Source organism: Pseudomonas sp. FSO-7 (assembly GCF_059579345.1).
This window is the reverse complement of sequence record NZ_CM184193.1, coordinates 83072-101063: the sequence shown is the minus strand read 5'-3', so window position 1 is coordinate 101063 and position 17992 is coordinate 83072. Positions and strand designations below refer to the sequence as shown.

General features: G+C 57.3%; 16 protein-coding genes and 2 pseudogenes. 11 read left to right on the top strand and 7 right to left on the bottom strand.

The window, feature by feature from the left end:
* The first annotated feature begins 69 nt into the window (after positions 1-69).
* The 6 genes from AC515T_RS00465 to AC515T_RS00440 all read left to right on the top strand — a co-directional run bounded on the left by AC515T_RS00465 (position 70) and on the right by AC515T_RS00440 (position 4838).
* Positions 70-807 (top strand): SURF1 family protein, encoded by a 738-nt coding sequence (locus tag AC515T_RS00465; RefSeq protein ID WP_496531023.1) that lies wholly within the window; start codon positions 70-72, stop codon positions 805-807.
* Complete coding sequence (locus AC515T_RS00460) at positions 773-1366, top strand: PA_0111/PP_0108 family redox-active disulfide protein (RefSeq protein ID WP_207963478.1); 594 nt, start codon at positions 773-775, stop codon at positions 1364-1366. The genes AC515T_RS00465 and AC515T_RS00460 overlap by 35 nt, the downstream gene beginning before the upstream one ends.
* 10 nt (positions 1367-1376) lie before the next feature.
* A complete protein-coding gene (locus tag AC515T_RS00455; protein ID WP_496531022.1) occupies positions 1377-2456 on the top strand; it encodes a COX15/CtaA family protein in 1080 nt (359 codons plus the stop codon).
* Entirely contained in the window at positions 2444-3343 is a 900-nt protein-coding gene (gene cyoE, locus AC515T_RS00450) for a heme o synthase (protein ID WP_496531021.1), read from the top strand. The genes AC515T_RS00455 and cyoE overlap by 13 nt, the downstream gene beginning before the upstream one ends.
* Positions 3340-3975: an SCO family protein gene (locus tag AC515T_RS00445; RefSeq protein WP_109752904.1), complete on the top strand. Its 636-nt coding sequence runs from the start codon at positions 3340-3342 to the stop codon at positions 3973-3975. The genes cyoE and AC515T_RS00445 overlap by 4 nt, the downstream gene beginning before the upstream one ends.
* A gap of 425 nt (positions 3976-4400) precedes the next feature.
* On the top strand, positions 4401-4838 hold the full coding sequence (locus AC515T_RS00440; protein WP_496531020.1) for a GNAT family N-acetyltransferase: 438 nt from the start codon (positions 4401-4403) through the stop codon (positions 4836-4838).
* 326 nt (positions 4839-5164) lie between these two features.
* On the opposite strand, the gene AC515T_RS00435 is transcribed toward AC515T_RS00440, so the two are convergent.
* Entirely contained in the window at positions 5165-5752 is a 588-nt protein-coding gene (locus AC515T_RS00435) for a DUF805 domain-containing protein (protein WP_496531019.1), read from the bottom strand.
* Between the two features lie 276 nt (positions 5753-6028).
* On the opposite strand from AC515T_RS00435, the pseudogene AC515T_RS00430 reads away from it, so the two are divergent.
* From AC515T_RS00430 to AC515T_RS00420, 3 genes and pseudogenes are all read left to right on the top strand, one after another.
* Positions 6029-6229, top strand: a pseudogene (locus tag AC515T_RS00430) (transposase); the annotation flags it as partial.
* 196 nt (positions 6230-6425) lie between these two features.
* Positions 6426-6854, top strand: a complete 429-nt coding sequence (locus tag AC515T_RS00425) for a hypothetical protein (protein ID WP_496531018.1) — start codon at positions 6426-6428, stop codon at positions 6852-6854.
* Between the two features lie 139 nt (positions 6855-6993).
* Complete coding sequence (locus AC515T_RS00420) at positions 6994-7626, top strand: uracil-DNA glycosylase (protein WP_496531017.1); 633 nt, start codon at positions 6994-6996, stop codon at positions 7624-7626.
* Between the two features lie 64 nt (positions 7627-7690).
* On the opposite strand, the gene AC515T_RS00415 is transcribed toward AC515T_RS00420, so the two are convergent.
* Both AC515T_RS00415 and AC515T_RS00410 read right to left on the bottom strand, forming a co-directional pair.
* Entirely contained in the window at positions 7691-8335 is a 645-nt protein-coding gene (locus tag AC515T_RS00415; RefSeq protein WP_496531016.1) for a DUF2459 domain-containing protein, read from the bottom strand.
* Between the two features lie 196 nt (positions 8336-8531).
* Positions 8532-10718 carry a TonB-dependent receptor gene (locus AC515T_RS00410; protein ID WP_496531015.1) on the bottom strand — a complete coding sequence of 729 codons (2187 nt, stop codon included), beginning with the start codon at positions 10716-10718 and terminating at the stop codon, positions 8532-8534.
* A gap of 688 nt (positions 10719-11406) precedes the next feature.
* Here AC515T_RS00410 and AC515T_RS00405 point away from each other — a divergent pair.
* Positions 11407-11769 (top strand): DUF6124 family protein, encoded by a 363-nt coding sequence (locus AC515T_RS00405; RefSeq protein WP_496531014.1) that lies wholly within the window; start codon positions 11407-11409, stop codon positions 11767-11769.
* A 241-nt stretch (positions 11770-12010) separates the two neighbouring features.
* Here the strand turns inward: AC515T_RS00405 and AC515T_RS00400 are convergent, their stop codons facing one another.
* From AC515T_RS00400 to AC515T_RS00390, 3 genes and pseudogenes are all read right to left on the bottom strand, one after another.
* Positions 12011-13150 carry an alpha/beta hydrolase gene (locus AC515T_RS00400; RefSeq protein WP_496531013.1) on the bottom strand — a complete coding sequence of 380 codons (1140 nt, stop codon included), beginning with the start codon at positions 13148-13150 and terminating at the stop codon, positions 12011-12013.
* A 720-nt stretch (positions 13151-13870) separates the two neighbouring features.
* Positions 13871-13972: pseudogene (locus AC515T_RS00395) on the bottom strand (hypothetical protein); the annotation flags it as partial.
* A gap of 12 nt (positions 13973-13984) precedes the next feature.
* Positions 13985-15973: a M10 family metallopeptidase C-terminal domain-containing protein gene (locus tag AC515T_RS00390; RefSeq protein WP_496531012.1), complete on the bottom strand. Its 1989-nt coding sequence runs from the start codon at positions 15971-15973 to the stop codon at positions 13985-13987.
* A gap of 392 nt (positions 15974-16365) precedes the next feature.
* Between AC515T_RS00390 and AC515T_RS00385 the strand changes: the two genes are divergently transcribed.
* Positions 16366-17331, top strand: a complete 966-nt coding sequence (locus tag AC515T_RS00385) for an endonuclease/exonuclease/phosphatase family protein (protein WP_496531011.1) — start codon at positions 16366-16368, stop codon at positions 17329-17331.
* A 178-nt stretch (positions 17332-17509) separates the two neighbouring features.
* Here the strand turns inward: AC515T_RS00385 and AC515T_RS00380 are convergent, their stop codons facing one another.
* Positions 17510-17821: a tetratricopeptide repeat protein gene (locus AC515T_RS00380; protein ID WP_496531010.1), complete on the bottom strand. Its 312-nt coding sequence runs from the start codon at positions 17819-17821 to the stop codon at positions 17510-17512.
* Between the last annotated feature and the right edge of the window lie 171 nt (positions 17822-17992).

Below are 17992 nucleotides of genomic sequence, written 5' to 3'. Positions count from 1 at the left end.
AGGGACACTCCGGGGGGACGCGATGCACGTGAGTATAGCTGTCTCGTTCGACGGCTTTCGGACGGCGCCATGAAAGGTTTCCGGCCAGGCATCGTGCCGTCATTGGTGGTGGCCGTGCTGGTGCCGGTGATGGTGTGCCTGGGGTTCTGGCAATTGAGCCGGGGCGAACAGAAGCGTGTGCTCATGGACACTTACGCCGAGCGCCGCGTGGCACCGCCAATGGACAGCACCGAGCTGGCGCATACCCCCGACCCGGCGTTTCGACCGGTCACGCTGCAGGGCCAGTTCGACGCCGAGCACAGCATCCTGCTGGACAACCGCCAACACGACGGCAAGGTCGGCGTCGAGTTGCTGCAACCGTTCCTCGACCACCGGACCGGGCTCTGGCTGCTGGTCAATCGCGGCTGGCTGCCCTGGCCTGACCGTCGCACCCCACCGGTCTTCAACACGCCGGAACAACCCGTAAGCCTCCAGGCCTGGGTCTATGTCGCCCCCGGCGCGACGTTCCAGCTCCACGCCGACCCGGCGGGCGCGCCCTGGCCGCGACTGGTCACCGCCATCGAGCCGGACAAGCTCTGGGCTGACCTGGGCCGCAACGGCTTCGCCTATGAATTGCGCCAACAAAGCGGCCCTGGCGCCTACCGGACCGATTGGCCGGTGGTGGCCATGGGCCCGGAAAAACACCTCGGCTATGCCGTGCAGTGGTTCGCCATGGCGGCGGCACTGTTCGGCCTGTTCCTTTATCTCGGATGGCACAACGCAGGGAGACACCATGGGAAGCACCATGAATCCAACCAACACGTCTGAGGCGCCCGTGGCACCCAACCGTCGCAAGGGCCGCGTGCAATTGCTGCTGATCGTGCTCGGGGTGATCGGCCCGATGATCCTGGCCACCGGCATGTACAAGTTCCAGTTCTGGGTGCCTGACAGCCGCAGCTACCACGGTGAACTGATCGGCAACGGCCAGACCCGCGCCGAGATTGGCGTGCAGGCCGATGAACAGCGCTGGCAGATCCTGGTCACGGCGCCACAGGAGTGCTCGGTGGATTGCCGGCAACTGGTGTACCTGGCCCGCCAGGTCCAGATCGGCCTGGGCCGCGAAGCCGGCCGCGCCAGCCATGCCCTGGCGATCGCTCAACCGCTGGACGCCGAGTACGACGCTCAACTGCAACGCGAATACCCACAACTGCAACGTTATCCGCTGGACCTGCCGGCCTATCAGAAAGGCGCCCAGGGCTCCGGCGGTGCCCAACTGTGGATCATCGATCCCCACAGCAACCTGGTGCTGCGCTACGACGCCCGGGTCAAGGGCAAGGACTTGCTCAACGACCTGCGCCACCTGCTGAAACTGTCGAACATCGGATGAGGGCATCGACATGGCCAAACCTGGATTTCGCCTCGCGCTGTTCGCCACGTTGCTGGCATTGATCGTCGTCCTGCTGGGCGCCTACACCCGGCTCACCCACGCCGGCCTCGGTTGCCCGGACTGGCCCGGTTGCTACGGGTTCATCAGCGTGCCCAAGAGCGAAGCCCAACTGGCCCATGCCGAGCTGCATTTTCCCGACGCCCCGGTGGAAGCCCACAAGGGCTGGAACGAAATGGTCCACCGCTACTTCGCTGGCGCCCTGGGGCTGATGATTACCGTGCTGGCCGCCCGGGCCTGGATGAACCGTCGCCACCCCGGCCTGCCGTTGAAACTGCCGCTGTTCCTGCTGGCCGTGGTCTTCGCGCAAGCGGCGTTCGGCATGTGGACCGTGACCCTCAAGCTCTGGCCACAGGTGGTCACCGGGCATTTGCTGGGCGGGTTCGCGACCTTGAGCCTGCTGTTCCTGCTTACCTTGAGGTTGTCCGGCGTACTGCCGGCGCTGACCGTGCCCAAGCGCCTGCAACACTGGGCCACGGCCGGGCTGTTGCTGGTGATCGGCCAGATCGCCCTGGGCGGCTGGGTCAGTTCCAATTACGCGGCGGTGGCCTGCATCGACTTCCCCACCTGCCACGGCCAATGGCTGCCACCGGCCGATTTTGCCAACGGCTTCCATCTGACCCAGCACATCGGCCCCAACTACCTGGGCGGGCAACTGGACAGCGACGCCCGCACCGCCATCCACCTGACCCACCGCATCGGCGCCTTGCTGGTGGCCGTGGTGCTGCTGGGGCTGGCCTGGCAATTGAAGACCGTCGGCATGACCCGGCTGGCCGGGCTGGTGCTGACTGCACTGGCGGCGCAGATCACCCTGGGCATCAGCAACGTGCTGTTCCATCTGCCGTTGCCGGTGGCCGTCGCCCACAACGCCGGGGGCGCCGCGCTGTTGCTGACCCTGGTATTGGTCAACTATCACGCCCGGACCAGCCTGGTCCGGGTCAAGCATCAGGTCCCGCTGCGCTGGCGGTTCAACCCGCATAAACACAGCGTCAGCCCCATCACAATAAAAGGAGAGATGCCATGGCAACCTTGACCGGTGAACGCCACAGCCAGGCGATCTGGCGCGATTACCTGGAGCTGACCAAGCCCAAAGTGGTGGTGCTGATGCTGATCACTTCGCTGGTCGGCATGTTCCTCGCCACCCGTGCCGGCGTGCCGTGGACGGTGCTGGTGTTCGGCAACCTGGGCATCGCCCTGTGTGCCGGCGGCGCGGCGGCGGTCAACCATGTGGTGGACCGGCGCATCGACGCGGTGATGGCCCGCACCCACAAGCGGCCGTTGGCTGAAGGGCGCATCTCCCCGGCCGCGGCACTGACCTTCGCCCTGGCCCTGGCCGTGGCTGGCCAGGCCATGCTGCTGGCGTTCACCAACCCGCTGACGGCCTGGCTGACCCTGGCCTCGTTGCTGGGGTATGCGGTGGTCTACACCGGTTTCCTGAAACGGGCGACGCCGCAGAACATCGTCATCGGCGGCCTGGCCGGCGCGGCGCCGCCGCTGCTGGGCTGGGTGGCGGCCACCGGGCATGTCAGCGCCGAACCACTGCTGCTGGTGCTGATCATCTTCGCCTGGACCCCGCCGCACTTCTGGGCCCTGGCGATTCACCGCAAAGAGGAATACGCCAAGGCCGACATCCCGATGCTGCCGGTGACCCACGGCGAGCACTACACTAAGATCCATATCCTGCTGTACACCCTGGTGCTGCTGGCGGTGAGCCTGATGCCGTTCGTGATCCAGATGAGCGGGATGCTCTATCTTGTCTGCGCTCTCGTATTGGGCGCCAGGTTCCTGCAATGGGCCGTGGTGTTGTACCGTGGCAGTCGGCCGCACGCGGCGATCAACACCTTCAAGTACTCTATCTGGTACTTGTTCCTGCTGTTCATCGCCCTGCTTGTAGATCACTACTTACTGTTGAGCCTATGACTCGAACCCAGAAAACCGTCTTCATTCTCGTGGCCGTGATCGCGTTGATCCTCGGCCTGACCATCAATAAGGTGCTGTCCGGCAAAGGCCAGGGCGACCCGACCGCGCTGATCGATGCCGGCATCATCCTGCTGCCCCAGAGCCGCAACCTGCCGGACGTGAAAATGACTGACCAGGACGGCCAGCCCGTGGCGATGGACGGGTTGAAAGACAAATGGAGCCTGCTGTTCTTCGGCTACACCTTCTGCCCGGACATCTGCCCGACCACCCTCGCCCAACTGCGCCAGATCAAGAGCGAACTGCCGCCCGAGGCTGTGGATAAGTTGCAGATCGTATTGGTGAGCGTCGACCCGAACCGCGACACCCCCAAGCAACTCAAGCAGTACCTGGGTTACTTCGATCCGCAGTTCAAAGGGCTGACCGCTTCATCGGTTGAAGACCTGCAAAAACTGGCGAATGCGGTGAGCATTCCGTTCATCCCGGCGGACACCAGCAAGCCCAACTACACGGTTGATCACAGCGGCAACCTCGCCGTGATTGGCCCGGATGGCACCCAACGCGGGTTCATCCGCGCACCGCTGAACAACCAGAAACTGGTGGCGCAGTTGCCGGAGATGCTTAAGCGCAAATAAGGCCAAAGCGAGACCCCTGCGGAATACAGTATCTGCAACACCCCGATCCCCTGTGGGAGCGGGCTTGCTCGCGATGGCGCCCGCCCAGACAACCCCGTGGCGAGGGCGCTTGCTCCCGCTCGGCTGCGCAGCAGTCGCAAAACCGGACGATGCGGTTTGCCTGAAGAAATGCAGGGGCCTGCTGCGCAGGCCAGCGGGAGCAAGCTCCCTCGCCACAGGGGGTTGCTGTCAGGAAATGGAGGATTGCCCTCGCCCCCACACGGGGTTTTGTGTCGAGCCGAATGCCAAGCCTAACGCCGCCCATTGTGGGAGCGAGCCTGCTCGCGAAAGCGGCAGATCAGCTTGCATCAATGTACGAAAAACCTGACATGTTGCGTTAGGTTTTGGTTTTTCCATGGAGGCAGACGAATCCAGTTGAGAACAATATGAAAGTCCGAAAAGCCTTACTCACCGATGCAGAATCGGTGTCCAAACTCCTGAACCAGTTAGGCTACCAAGCCTCGCCAAAGCTAGTCCGAGATAAGCTTGAAGCTTTAGAACTCAGCGCTCGCGATACCGTGCTGCTGGCACAAGAAGGTAAAAATATTATCGGTGTTATAAGTTTGCATGTGCTTGAGCTGTTTCATCAGCCCGGTAGGCTCGGACGCATTACCTCCCTTGTCATTGATGATGACTTCCGAGGACAAGGAGTTGGGGCAATGCTGGTTTCTGCTGCGGATACGTTTTTTTTAGAGCAACTTTGCGTCCGGGCTGAAGTGACTAGCAGCGACCACCGAATACAGGCTCACACTTTTTATCAGCAGCAAGGTTACGCGGTCGACGAGCGTCGGTTTGTCAAACGGTATGACTCTTCTGGGGCATAGCGGAAACGGGGACAGACCACGATTATGAGACGGTCCAATTACAGGTGAACGCAAAATCGTGGTCTGTCCCCAGTTTCTCCGTCGGGTTTTTGTTCGTCTCAAATTTCTTTTCCCGCATATCCCACCACGGTCCTTCCTAGCGATAGGCTGCAAACAGCCAAGAGCGGACGTTTAGAGCAGAGAAATAAATCTGTTCTCTTTTCCCAATGGACATCACCGCGGCGTACGTAGGGCTATCGCGTGGTGCGCGCAGCGCTCTCTACAAAGGCACCTGAGCACTTGGCGCCGCGCAATGAGGCGAAGCATGGACTTCGCGTACGCTAACGTTACGCCTGAACCAATGCATTAAAGAACCGCTCGTAGAGTGCCTGTGGATGGTATTGGGGAAAATACGCAACTAGCACGGTTGAAGTTACAAGCGCCAGCACCACCAACAGCACGGTAAGTAGCTTTACCGACGTCGAGAGAGGTGGATTGGGCGGGCCGTATTTATTGATCGCTTTACGCCCCGGCAGCATGACGAGCGGAAGCGTTATCACAAAGCCGATAACAGGGAACACGAAGAGAATTCCCCATATCATCGGACTCCAGCCTAGATCTCGTGCCCTGCGTACCAGTAGAGACACGTCGAGCAGGATGGCAGGAACGACAACGGTGACACCGACTATCAGCAAAACCACCAGTTGATGGCGCAACCCCACCATAAAGAACGACAGCAAAATGCACGGAAGAACCAGCACCAAGGGCACACGAATCAGCCAGAAGCGCGCCAGAGAAATACGCCCGGAAAAATCAAGAATCTTGGGTTTTGAAAACGTGACAACCTCGTCGTCAATCAGTTGGGCGTCACCCGGTTGGTATGGGTTTTCGATTTCGCTGCTGATGCTGCCGAAAACGGGTTCTATCCTTGCCATTTAGTGCTACTCCCCTGTGTTTTATGGTGCTATTCACGTCACAACGTTTACGCCTCATATCTAATCGAAGGCCGGCATCAAACTCAAGAGAAGACGCTATCGTGTAAGGGGGGCTGTATGCACCACAGCATGTGTGGATCTGTCGCATGGTGCGCGCAGTACACCTTATGAAGTGTTTTGCCGCTAGGCTCTGTACGAAATCAGCCGAAATCAATTTGAATTCCACAACCGTTGAGATTCAGTACAGTCCGCGACCATCAAAGGCAGGAGCCCACGATGACCAAACGGTACGAACTCCCCGACGCAGCCTGGGATTTGGTTGCAGATATCTTCAACGAACCCCGCCGTAGCGGGCACCCGCGAACAGATGATCGCTTGATGCTCAACGGCGTTCTTTGGGTGCTCTGCTCGGGCGCCGCCTGGCGCGATATGCCCGAGCGCTTCGGCCCCTGGTCAACGGTGTATCAGCGCTTTCGCAGAAACGGCAAGAAACGGGGGGACAGACCACGATTATGAGACGGTCCGATTACAGGTGAGCGCAAAATCGTGGTCTGTTCCCAGTTTCCCGCCATCCCGGCAGTCGATCAGCGCATTGAGCGTTAGCCCAGTGACTGCGACTTAAGACTGGGAAGAACAACTTCAGATGCGAGTTACCGACGACAGGTCTGCGAACATGAATAAACTAACCCGGCTCCCAACATTAGCCCTCATTGCACTCGTGTTCTGCGCGGGGCTATGGGCCGTTTCACAGTGGTGGGAAAAGGCTCTGGCGAAGCCCGTCGGCGCCGCCAGAATCAGCCCCAACGGCTGCTTCCGGGTTCAGGAATTCAAGCCTTTTTGGATACTGCCCGGCCTCTTTCACCCCCAGTCGCCCCCGGATGAGCCAGAGCAGCGACAGTGGTTTGTTCGCTGGGAGATTCCGGCCTTTTTTCGCTTGTACGATAATCGCAACGGCCAGCTGATGGGCGAAAGTGAGATCTACGATCTGGTGAACTATGGGGGACCTGTGTCTTGGGGCTTCGGCAGCCACCCTACAGTTTCCGTCGAAATGATCACGATTGGCACCGACCTGCCTGACTGCATAGGTAATCAGCCCGGCTAGCGGGGCGAAGTGAATCGCCTCAGAAAAAAGGTCAGATTTATTTCCAGCAAATAATTCTGTCCCCGTTCGGGTCACTTTTCAGTCAACGGAAAAACCCGTCTTGCGCCGGGTTTTGGTTCTTGGACGATTGAGTTTTCTTATGACGATTGAATATCACGATGTCCCTCGAAATTTCAGGCACCCGGAACTTGTAGCTATGCGGCGGCGCATGCTCTATGAACCTCACATTGCTCCACTGACGGCCTATGTAGAGAGTCTTCGCACCAAACATCCTGACTGGGAATTTCCAGACTTTGATCCCATGGATGGCGGGATAAATGCGGACATGCTCTTTTTGCTGGAAAAGCCCGGCCCCATGACGTCCCCTCAAACGAAACGAAAGGGTTCTGGCTTTATCTCGCGTAACAACGATGATTCAACTGCAGAAGCTCTCTTCACCTTCTCCGAAAAGGCAGAAATCGACCGCAAGAGAATGGTGCTGTGGAATGTCATACCCGGATGGAATGGCACCATCAAGATAACAGCTGGCGAGAGACGTGCTGGCGTAGAGGAGCTTGCAGGCCTCTTGACGCTACTGCCCAAACTAAAAACGGTGGTGCTGGTAGGCCGTCAAGCAGGAAAGGCTGCAAGGTTTATGCAATCAATGAACGTGAAGATATTTACGTCTGCACATCCTTCACCCAAGGTCCGGAATATGAACCGGGCAATGTGGGAGCTAATACCAGAAATATGGGCGGAGGCCAGCCGAGTTCACTCAGAGAACGATTCGTAGATGAGTGGAGAAAAGAGGACAGATCTATTACCAGCAAATAAATCTATCCCCTTTTCACTCTTTTTCAGTCAACGCAGGATGCACCGACCGCTGTCGCCCGGCGTAACTGCGACACGACGCTCCCCGCCGTAATCACCGCCGTAGGCGACATTGGGCAACTGCTCGCGGCCAGCGCCTCTGCGACCCAGGTATTGCAGGTATAAAACAGCGAATAGCTACCCTCGGCCTGGTAGAACCGGCTCTCTCCATACAGGCCAGGTCCGAGCACCACCAAGGTGCCCGTTGCTGAGCGGGTGAAGGTCCCGGCCACGAACGCGAGCAGTCGTTGGTAGCCGTCCTCCGTCACCCGCACTTCGATGACCTCGCTTGCGGCGAAACGCCGCCTGGGGTCCCCGTCAATCTTGACCGCATGCAGCACCGTTGCCTTCGACCCGAACAAGGCTCGCAGGGCAAGGCTCAAGGTGGCCTGTGGGGCTCGGTAAAAATCCTCGTCGCCCCAACCGAACTCCACGAAGTCGCCGTCGCTGAACGCTTCGGCCAATGCGGGAAGCACCTGAAGTAGATCGGGGCGCGCAATGATCAATCCGGTATGCAGGCCATGATTCACTACATAGAAGGACCGCCAATCGCCACCCTCGCCCCTCGGCGGGTCCGACGCGGTAGCGCAGCCGAACAGCATGAGGACCAGGGCCAGCACTACAATGCGCATACACAAGGGCTCGGAGGCTCGCTAACGAAACGTGGGAAAACCCGGCGGGGGTTGGCGCTCTATCTCGGCCAGAAGCAACCATGGCGTTTAGACACCCAAAGCAGCCATACGCCACAAGATATCTCAGAGACCAAGCCTAGCATTCAAAGCTTGGGGCACTCGCCAACGCTCTCCCCTTTTCAAATCCCCTTTTTACTCAGAAATCGATAGTCCCCGAGAACTTCACCAACCGCGGGTCACCCTGCGAGAGGTAGCCGCCGTTTGCCGACGCCCAGTAGTTCTTATCGGTAATGTTTTCCACGTTGAAGCGCAACGTCAGGTCTTTCTCCACGAATTTCATTTTGTAACGTGCGCCCGCGTCGAAACGGTTCCAGGTCGGCAAACTCAGGTTGTTAGCCTGATCCGCGTACTGCCCGCCAGTGCGCAACATCCTTGCGCTGAGCGCGGCCCCTTCGATACCCGGAACATCCCAATCCACGCTGGCATTGAGTTGAAACGTTGGCACGCCAATGGCGTGATTGCCATCGTTGAGACCGCCAGCGGTTTTTTTCAGCTCAGACGTCATGCGGGTACCGCCGGCCATCAACCGGAGGCCTTCGATGGGTTCGCCGAAAACGCTGAGCTCCAGCCCCTTGTTGACCTGCTCGCCATCACGCACATAGAGGCTCTGCGCGTTGTCGACGTACCCATCGGAAGGTTTCTCGATGCGGAAAACACCCAGGTTGGCACCGAAGGTTTGCAGGTCCAGCTTGATGCCCGCTTCCAACTGTTTTGTGCGGCCAGGGGGGAAGGCTTGGCCCAGGTTCGTGATGCCGGTACCGGACGCCACTGGTCCTTTTGCAAGGCCTTCGATTCGGTTGGCGTAGAGCGACACGCTTTCCACAGGCTTGTAGACGATGCCGTAAACAGGCGTGGTAATGGCTTCATCGTAGAGCGCGCTACGACTGCCATCGTTTGCTGCATTGGCTACACCGTTTGAAGTCGTGCCATCGTACTTATAGTTTTCGACACGCAACTGCTGACGACGGACACCATAAGTGACCAGCAATGTGTCATCGAACAAGCCCAGCGTGTCGGAAATCGCCAGGCTGCGGTTACGGGTTTTGCCGGTCACCCCGGGATCACCCATTTCACCGCCCGTGCTGGATACCGCAGTCGGCTCAGGAAGCTTGGGGGTGTCGTAGATATTGCTGTTCCCGGTAACGGGACGATAGAACGTGTAGGCGTTTTCCTGCTCGGTCCAGATCGTCGAGCCACCCATCGCAACCTGGTGGGAAACAGGGCCCGTGTTAAAGCGCCCGTTCAACCCGCCACTGAACGATGTATTGTCTTCATTGTGAGGAATTTCCGAGCCACCGATCGTCGCTACGCCGTTATTGCCGACCAGTGTCGGTGTGGCGTACACCCCGGTTTCTCGGGTGTGCTTTACACCACCAGCCAGGTAGGCGGTCCAGTTTTCGTTCAGATCCCAATCGCCACGAACCATGCCGAAGGTGTCTTCCGTTTCGGAGTAAGTCCAGTCCTGCCCATAATTGTGGCTGGCGTGCGGAGCCGTGGGAATGCGGGTGGCGTTGCCGATATTCACGGAATTACGCAGCCCATTGATACGCTGTTTCTGATACCCGAAATCGGTGGAAACGCGGAAGTTATCCCCTTGATAGTCCAAGCCCGCCACGAACAACTTTGTGCGCTGATCCTGGTTGTCGATCGCTGTTTCACCTTCCCGCTGGCTCAGATTCAACCTGGCACCAAAGCGGTTATCCTCGCCGAATCGCTGCCCGATATCCAAATGCTCGCCAATGCGGCCATCGGTGCTGATGTCCTGGGTATAGCGACGCGTCGGCACATCCTCTGCGCGTTTGGGCTGCAAGTTGACGCCGCCCCCAAGACCCGAGCCCGTCGGACTGACACCGTTGATAAACGCGTTGGGGCCTTTGAACACCTCGACACGCTCGATAGCATCCGTCGACAGAATCTGACGCGGTAAGACGCCATACAGCCCATTGTAGGAAATGTCGTCGCTGTTAAGCGGCAAGCCCCGAATCACGAACACCTGGGACTGGTTACCAAACCCATAGGCTTGGCGCACCGACGGATCATTGAGAAGCACATCACCCACGTCTTCAGCTTGTTGATCTTCAATCAACTGCGAGGTGTAACTGGTCATCACGAACGGGACATCCATGTTGTCCTGATTGCCCAGCACCCCCATCTGGCCTCCCCTCGCCACCTGACCTCCCGCATAGGGCGTGGGTAGCGTGTTGGAATTGGTCGCACTGGCAGTAACGTCGGTCGCTCCCAATTCAATAGGCTCTGCCGCCTGGGCAAGAAAACTGACTGAGCAACACGCAGCCAGCAACGTAAGGCGAGATGGAAATAGCATGGAGTGAGTACCTGCGAGGAAACGGGAAACCAATGCAGGCAATGCTAATGATTCGCAGATAGATTATCTATAACCAATGGCACGCTGCCATAAAAGATTTGGAAAGCGGTTGAGTCAGCCCCCGTGGCGAGGGAGCTTGATCCCGCTCGGCTGCGCAGCAGACGCAAAACCGAACGATGCGGTTTGCCTGAAGAAATACAGGGGCCTGCTGCACAGGCCAGCGGGAGCAAGCTCCCCCGCCACAGGGGACTTGTGTCGAGCCGAATACCGAGCCCTGTGGGAGCGAGCCTGCTCGCGATGAAATCGCCCCAGTTCCAGAGCCGAACACCCCACCCGAATCCCCAAAAATCCTCCCTCCTACAGCCCCCACCTACACCCCGCTATCAAGCTACGCATCCTTGCGCCTTTGCCTACAACTACGCCAGAATCCGCCCGCTTGTGCGCCTTGTCCCTGGGTTCTATTGTCTTCCTGCCACTGCCCATCAGTGGTCGGGTTTAGTAGCCCGGTTCACACCTCGGTTGTACAAGTCTCATCAGTCAGGTACTTGCCTGTTCTTGATGGTGGCTGTGCGCATGGCGCCCTCGGGCGCGCCGGTTTTGGTGTGATTCGCCGGTCTACTAACTTGCGCACAGCCGCCACCCTTCCGTTTAGTAGCGAAATGGAGCGGCCCTTACGAGGATCACACCAATGTTCAAAGCAACTCCAAATCCCCCAGATGCAGACCCCACCCCACAATCTGCAAAATCCAAAGCCAAGCAGCAAGACGAAACCACCAAACGGGTGCTCGATCACTACTTGCTACCGAAATCGGATAAATCCCAAGACGACCCCAAACCGGGGCAGCTATTCACCGTCGTAAAAGGCCTCGACAACGAATGCCTGCTCGCCAATCTCAGTGAGACGTTGGCTTCGGCTGATGCCATGGTGAGTGATCTGGCGTTTGATCTGGAGGGATCGAGGCGTCATGTGGCGCAGGGGATTCAGCAGTTGATTGAACTGAGTTCGTTGCTGGCGAATCGGGTGTTGGATAACGTGGAGCCGAGGCAATAGGTAAAAGTTTGCCAATGAAAAAACCCGGCGTCCTGCGTCGGGTTTCTTTTTGCCTCCCGCCCTCCAAGAGTGACCGAAAACGGCCAGCAGCGGTCAATCAGCATCAATACCATGCCCCCGTTACTTTGCCTCGGGCTTCATCCTGATTCGCAGTCACCCGCGACACCCTTGCCTCTAGCTAACACTTCCTCTTGCCGGGCGCACGAAAAGAAAGAGGGCGACCTAAGCCGCCCTTTCTTCACTATTTGGTGAGTCTCCAATATATTCCATTATTCGCTTCCACCGCTGTTAAACGATTTCTCTGAGGAGGCCGGTTGCCGGAAAACAAAGAAACGATGTCGGAAAGAACAGTATCTGAACCAATCCCATACGAATGATTTAGAAAATCAGTCTTCACGTCGCTGGCATCTATAAAATCTACACCTTTCCACACATCCACAACTGCAGGAACACCGCCTAACCGATCGTATGTTTTCAGTTTATAAGAAAGTTTTAGCGCCCTATCGTTTTTTGAACCGTACACAGTAACTGGATAATTCTCGTTGAGAATAATTGGTGCGATGGTATCAGTAAAGAGCTCTCGCCCCACATCAGGCGCCGCCAAAACCACTTCCTTCAACTTGCCCCTTAGCTCAGGACGAGTCGCGCTGATCCTCTTCAGTGCCTCTAAGACACCACGCCCACCCATGCTGTGAGCTATCAAAAACGCCTGCTTCAATTCGGGGTTTGAAAGATAATCTACCAGAAAGCTGTATATAGCATCTTCAGACCAGATAATGCTTTCCTCATCACCATTGTAAGTCAACACCTTGCCATTGGAAGGCCAGCTAAAGAAAACTGGCACTCCTTTAAAACTCAGATCATAAGCTAATTGAGCAGTTCGTCTCGCAGCATCTTCAAAACTGACATTAAATCCATGAACAAATATCAGCGAGGCTCCATCTCCATTATTCAAACCGCGCCGCACTACCTCCTTGAATTCAGCTTCATCTATCGTACCACCCCCCAAAATGGAAACATGCTTGTTAGGATCTTCGACTAGTTGATACCAGCGTCGCAATTCAATCTCGCCTACTTCATGCCCCACTGGAATACTTACCATGCAATGACCATAGTTCAGCCTGCCATACACCCCTCTTTTACCGGAATATGCTCCCAGGCAACGATTTTTGACCAGGAGTTCACGATTAGTTGCAAACAGCACTCGCACTAATCCATGATTATTTCCGTCAACCACTTTAACAACACCGGAATCAATTTCATCTGATGTTGGCGAAGCACCTGCTAACGGATCTGATGCTTGATAATTATCTTGCTGAGAAGCACACCCTGACACTAACAGCGCAATAATCAGCACGCCAAAGCCACATTTAAGTTTCATCCCTGCCTCCGTACTCCGTAATAAAAGCACTACAACAATTAAGGCTAGAAAACTCGATATGTCAAATTGCCATGATCCTTTGTCAGCTTTTTCAAGGCAGGTCCTAGAATGTCCGTGCTGGATCAGACGAACCAATCAGCTCTGGCAAAAGTCAGCTAGGAACGGGAGTTGACGACGGGCAGAAACCGACCCAAAGCGGTCGTAACGCAGCTTCCAAATCAGGGCTTGAATGGATCAATCCAGCCAGGCCGAAGTCCTGCCTCGTATTCTTTGCGTACGTAGGCGAGCGACTCTGCGCATCCCATTTCCGCCTCGATAGCGCCTATGCATCCCCAGCAATCTCCGCCGCAATTGCCTGATAGCGGATCTGCTGGGTTGTCGAGTAAGCGTCTGCAGATCGTGCAGTATTTCGGCTTATTGCTGTTCGTCATAATCCCGCTTTCCAAACGTCCGGTCTTGGCCGACTGCTGCCGTTCGCAACCGGCGTTTCGGCCAAAGCAGACATCTAGATTAAGACTCTGTAGTTCTCGGTATATCAGACAGACCGCGTTGACTGTTTGGAGCTGCTGCGCAGCCCAGCGGGGATAAATCCCCTCGCCACAGGGTTGTATGTGTCAGCTGCTTGGCGGACAGGCAATGAAAACGCGGTGGGCTTTTTGTGAGTGCTTCGCACTCAAGCGGGAGCAAGCTCCCTCGCCACAAAAGCTGTTTTGTGTGAGTTCAGCGCTGACGATCCAGCTTCTTCAGGAACACCATCATCTCCTTCTCGGCCTGCTTGTCGCCGTGGGCCCGGGCGGCTTGGCGTGCTGCTGGTAGATCGCCTTGGTTTGCGTTTTACACCCAGACGTCGTTAGCCACTCCAATCAATTGAATAGCCTCCTCTTCCGAAGGCTCGGCAAAGACAATGTTCAAATCACGGTAACCGGAGTGATCCCCTACCAAGCTCAACTCAAATCGAGCCCCAACTGCATCGGCTTCGTAGCTCTTCAAGTAAGTCAGGTTCTTGGCTTCATTGACCACCACATCCAACGTGCCGTCGTAACCATTCCCCAGTCGGGTAAAGCCCAAAGCGGACAAGTCGATCGTGTCTTCACCCGCGGTATAGTCCATCAAGCGATCAGTGTGGTTTTCGGTGGCGGTACGGTAGCTGTCGCTCAGTCCGTCGAAGCGGAACACATCGTTGTTGCCGCCACCCACCAATAGGTCTCGACCCTCTCCGCCAACCAACACATCATTCCCTAGCGCGCCATAAAGGCGATCATCGCCCGCGACCCCTTCGATGACTTCGCCCCGAGCATTGCCTTGTAAACGATCATCCCCTTCGGTGCCCATCAACCTGGCTTGCTGAAACAGGATGTTGGTTTCATTCAGCGTTTGGCCCAAGTTACCGTCGAAGACCACTTCGAAGCGTTCCCCATCGGCGTTGGCCTCGAAACTTTTGAGGTAGGTCCGCGTCCCGCTTTCGTTGATTCGTATCGCCAGCGTTCCGTCATGGCCATTGCCCAGCCCGAGGAAGCCCAGGGAGGAGAGGTCGAGGGTATCGGTGCTGAGATCGAAGTCAGTGATGCGGTCGCTATGGGCCGCAGTGGCGGTGCGGTAACTGTCTGTGACTGACTGGTAACGGAACGTGTCGGCCCCGGCACCGCCCGTGAGCAGGTCACGACATTGCTGGCCATCGAGCAGATCGTTACCAGCCCCGCCAAAGATCGCATCGTCGAACGACGCGGTCCCGAGCAAGAAGTCATCATCGCGGCCACCGTCAAGGTGGTAATAGCCGTCGTCGGGATTGCCAAAGCTGTGGTCCAGGCTGCCGTCGGGGTTCAACTGGACCAAGGCGGCCAGATAGCCGTCCGCGCGCGTCCCTTGGCTTCCACCAATCAACAGCCTGCCGTCGGCCAGGACGATCATGTCGGCGACTGCGAAAGGAGCGCTTTCCGAGCCCCAACGTACCTGACCCTGATCGCCGAATTCGGTGTCGAGTGAGCCGTCGGCATTGAGTCGGATGACGCTCGCCACGCCGCCCGAGGCGCCCGCCAGCAGGATTTTGCCGTCATCCTGGATGACGAGGGCGTCTGCGTGAACATCCAGGGCCAGACTGCCCCCGTTCGCAAAGCTGCTATCCAGCGTACCGTCCGGGTTGAGGCGGGTCAGGGTGTCTTGCCCCGTGACCAATACCTTCCCGTCTCCCTGCAATGAAACGTCGAACGTGCCGCTGGGGTGAATGCCGACGGACGCGGGTAGGTGCAGGACCCCAGCCTCGGCGAAAGTCGAGACCAAGGTCCCTGTCGCGTCGAAGCGGGCGATGTAGATCTCCCCAGAGGGATACCCAGCGCTGGCGAAAAAGCTGCCGTCGCGTTGCACGGAGAACGACGCTTGCTGGCCTAGATCTTCATTCCAATAGAAAGGCACTGTCACGGTGCCGCCGTTCCCGAAACTCGTGTCGAGGCTGCCGTCGGCCAAGTTACGACTGATGCCCGACACCCAGGCGTCGCCTACTTTCACGTAGCGCGCCACCAGGTAGCCTCCGCCCGGCTGCACGGCGGCATTACCGCCGTCCTCGATGTCGAGCGACACCGGGAGAAGGGATTTACCGTCGCCGCTGAAGTCGCGGTCCAGGCTACCGTTGGCATTGAACCGGACCAGGCTGCCGGTGAAGCCTGAATCCTCTTCGCCTCCTAGCCCCAGGCGGCTATAAGCGCCAAGCCAGATAGCACCGTCCGGATCGACCGTAATACTTGCGATTTTGTCCGAGCCCCATAAGGTCGTGGCGACCATGCCGGTGTTCTGCGCAGCTGAAGCGGCGGGCGAAATGCTCTGGCTCATGTCCATGCCTCCGGTGGCTATCTAGCGCCAAAGACTATAGGCACGGGTCGGTCGGGTTGCCACTTTACGAGACGAAGGGAGGTGCTTGGACGACCGAGGGAATAAGGGGACCGGAATAAGGGGACGGATTTATTTTCTGATTAAATCCGCCCGCCCCCCGGACGCGGCAGTGCCGGCGGCTGCTCCCGAAGGCAGAGGCCGCAAAGGGGATAACTCATCGTTGATATTAATGTTTCCTCTTCCCCTCCAACCAATACCTGCGTCGGGTTTTGATTTGCAGCAATAGGCAGTAAAACACCCAATAGCAACGCTGAATGCGCTGCTATGCTCAGAAAACGGCTAAAGCAGTGCCGTCTTGACTCTCATTGTCGCGGCGCTCAGAACCTAATCTCATGAAAACCATACATTTAGCCTTATTGCTTTTGGGTTTTTCCCATTCTGCTCTGGCTGAAACCATTACCTTCGCAACATGGAACCTGGCGTGGCAGCGATCGGCCCCTCTCAGCCAGAGTCAGTTTGATGAGTGCACCAAAATCAAGGCTGCTGTTCGAGAGCAACTTGAAGAAACACACCCCTACCGATGGGAATGCAAATCTCCTGCGCAGATAGCGGACATGAAGGCAGTGGCAGAAAAGCTGAATGCTGACGTGATTGCAGTGCAGGAAGTCGAAAGTCCTGAGGCGCTTCAGCAGATCTGGTCGAAGGATAAGTACGACTTCTATGTGAACATGCAGAGCCCTTGGATACAGCGCACTGGGTTTGTTGTCCGCAGGTCCCGTGGGCTTGAGATCGAGATGCTCGGCGATATCCGCCCGCTTGGAGAGGCCTTCAAGAGTCACGCTCGCCATGGCGCGGAACTACCCGTGATGATCAAAGGCACGCGCCTCAAACTTCTATCCATACACCTCAAAAGCGGCTGTTTTGACCAGGCATTGAACAGCGGGTATGCCACCGAGCGCGATAAAGCTAACGGGGTCATCACCTGCGACGTGCTTAAAAGGCAAGCATCTGCACTGGAGGCATGGCTCGATAGCGCAATCCAGTCCGGCGCTTCTGCAATGATTATTGGCGATTTCAATCGCAGATTTGACGCTGCGGTTGAACACGAAACAGCCCCCGAAGTAAGTCTGTATGCGGAGCTTTCAGACGGCGAACCGTCTGCTGCCCAGCTGTTTCGCCCAACCAATGGTGTTAAGGCACTGCCTGAATGTCGGGGCGGAGGTTCCAAATGGCTGATTGACCATGCGCTGCTGACCAGCGAATTAAAGAAGCACTACGTAGCAGGTTCGTTGTGGGAACTTCCTGTACCAATGAAAGGCTCTGACCATTGTCCGGTCGCTTTCAAGATGAAGTTCTAAAGAGCCAGATTTAAGTGACTCCCAATTAATAAGCAACCAGGCAGATCGTATTGACTGTCTGGGATCTGGGGGGCTGTTTGCTTGGCTGACCGACATCAGAGGTGGTGGGCTTTTTTATGAGTGCTGCGCACTCAAGCGGGAGCAAGCTCCCTCGCCACGGAAGCGGTTCTGTGTGAAGTCAGCGCGGGCGATCCAGCTTTTTCAGGAATACGGTCATTTCCTTTTCAGCCTGTTTGTCGCCGTGGGCGCGGGCAGCTTCCAGGCCTTGTTCCCAGGCTTGGCGGGCAGCTGGTAGGTCGCCTTGACCTTGATGGGCTTTGCCTAAGAGTTTCCATGCTGCTGAATACTTGGGATCGAGTTCGACGCAGCGTTGGAGGTGTTCGGCGGCCCGGGCGAATTCGCCGAGATCGAGATAGCCCTTGCCCAGGCCGAAGCGCAGCAGTGAGTTATCCACACCCTTGGCGAGCATTTTTTCCAGGGAGTCGAGCATGGCGGCGTCCTTATCTGGTGCGTCAGGGGTTGATCAGTTGGCTGTTAGATAGCTATCGCGAGCAAGCTCGCTCCCACAGGGGTTGGGGGTTGCTCACAATATTGTGAGCACTGGAGTTCCTCTGTGGGAGCGAGCTTGCTCGCGATGGGGCCATGGCTGCCACCGCAAGCG

What these genes read in the sequence shown, in the direction of transcription:
- AC515T_RS00405 (WP_496531014.1), top strand. Translation starts at nt 11,407, where the DNA reads ATGTTCAAAGCAACTCCAAATCCCCCAGATGCAGACCCCACCCCACAA.
- AC515T_RS00465 (WP_496531023.1), top strand. Translation starts at nt 70, where the DNA reads ATGAAAGGTTTCCGGCCAGGCATCGTGCCGTCATTGGTGGTGGCCGTG.
- AC515T_RS00440 (WP_496531020.1), top strand. Translation starts at nt 4,401, where the DNA reads ATGAAAGTCCGAAAAGCCTTACTCACCGATGCAGAATCGGTGTCCAAA.
- AC515T_RS00425 (WP_496531018.1), top strand. Translation starts at nt 6,426, where the DNA reads ATGAATAAACTAACCCGGCTCCCAACATTAGCCCTCATTGCACTCGTG.
- AC515T_RS00400 (WP_496531013.1), bottom strand. Translation starts at nt 13,150, where the DNA reads ATGAAACTTAAATGTGGCTTTGGCGTGCTGATTATTGCGCTGTTAGTG.
- AC515T_RS00445 (WP_109752904.1), top strand. Translation starts at nt 3,340, where the DNA reads ATGACTCGAACCCAGAAAACCGTCTTCATTCTCGTGGCCGTGATCGCG.
- AC515T_RS00385 (WP_496531011.1), top strand. Translation starts at nt 16,366, where the DNA reads ATGAAAACCATACATTTAGCCTTATTGCTTTTGGGTTTTTCCCATTCT.
- AC515T_RS00420 (WP_496531017.1), top strand. Translation starts at nt 6,994, where the DNA reads ATGACGATTGAATATCACGATGTCCCTCGAAATTTCAGGCACCCGGAA.
- AC515T_RS00415 (WP_496531016.1), bottom strand. Translation starts at nt 8,335, where the DNA reads ATGCGCATTGTAGTGCTGGCCCTGGTCCTCATGCTGTTCGGCTGCGCT.
- AC515T_RS00380 (WP_496531010.1), bottom strand. Translation starts at nt 17,821, where the DNA reads ATGCTCGACTCCCTGGAAAAAATGCTCGCCAAGGGTGTGGATAACTCA.
- AC515T_RS00390 (WP_496531012.1), bottom strand. Translation starts at nt 15,973, where the DNA reads ATGAGCCAGAGCATTTCGCCCGCCGCTTCAGCTGCGCAGAACACCGGC.
- AC515T_RS00460 (WP_207963478.1), top strand. Translation starts at nt 773, where the DNA reads ATGGGAAGCACCATGAATCCAACCAACACGTCTGAGGCGCCCGTGGCA.
- AC515T_RS00455 (WP_496531022.1), top strand. Translation starts at nt 1,377, where the DNA reads ATGGCCAAACCTGGATTTCGCCTCGCGCTGTTCGCCACGTTGCTGGCA.
- cyoE (WP_496531021.1), top strand. Translation starts at nt 2,444, where the DNA reads ATGGCAACCTTGACCGGTGAACGCCACAGCCAGGCGATCTGGCGCGAT.
- AC515T_RS00410 (WP_496531015.1), bottom strand. Translation starts at nt 10,718, where the DNA reads ATGCTATTTCCATCTCGCCTTACGTTGCTGGCTGCGTGTTGCTCAGTC.
- AC515T_RS00435 (WP_496531019.1), bottom strand. Translation starts at nt 5,752, where the DNA reads ATGGCAAGGATAGAACCCGTTTTCGGCAGCATCAGCAGCGAAATCGAA.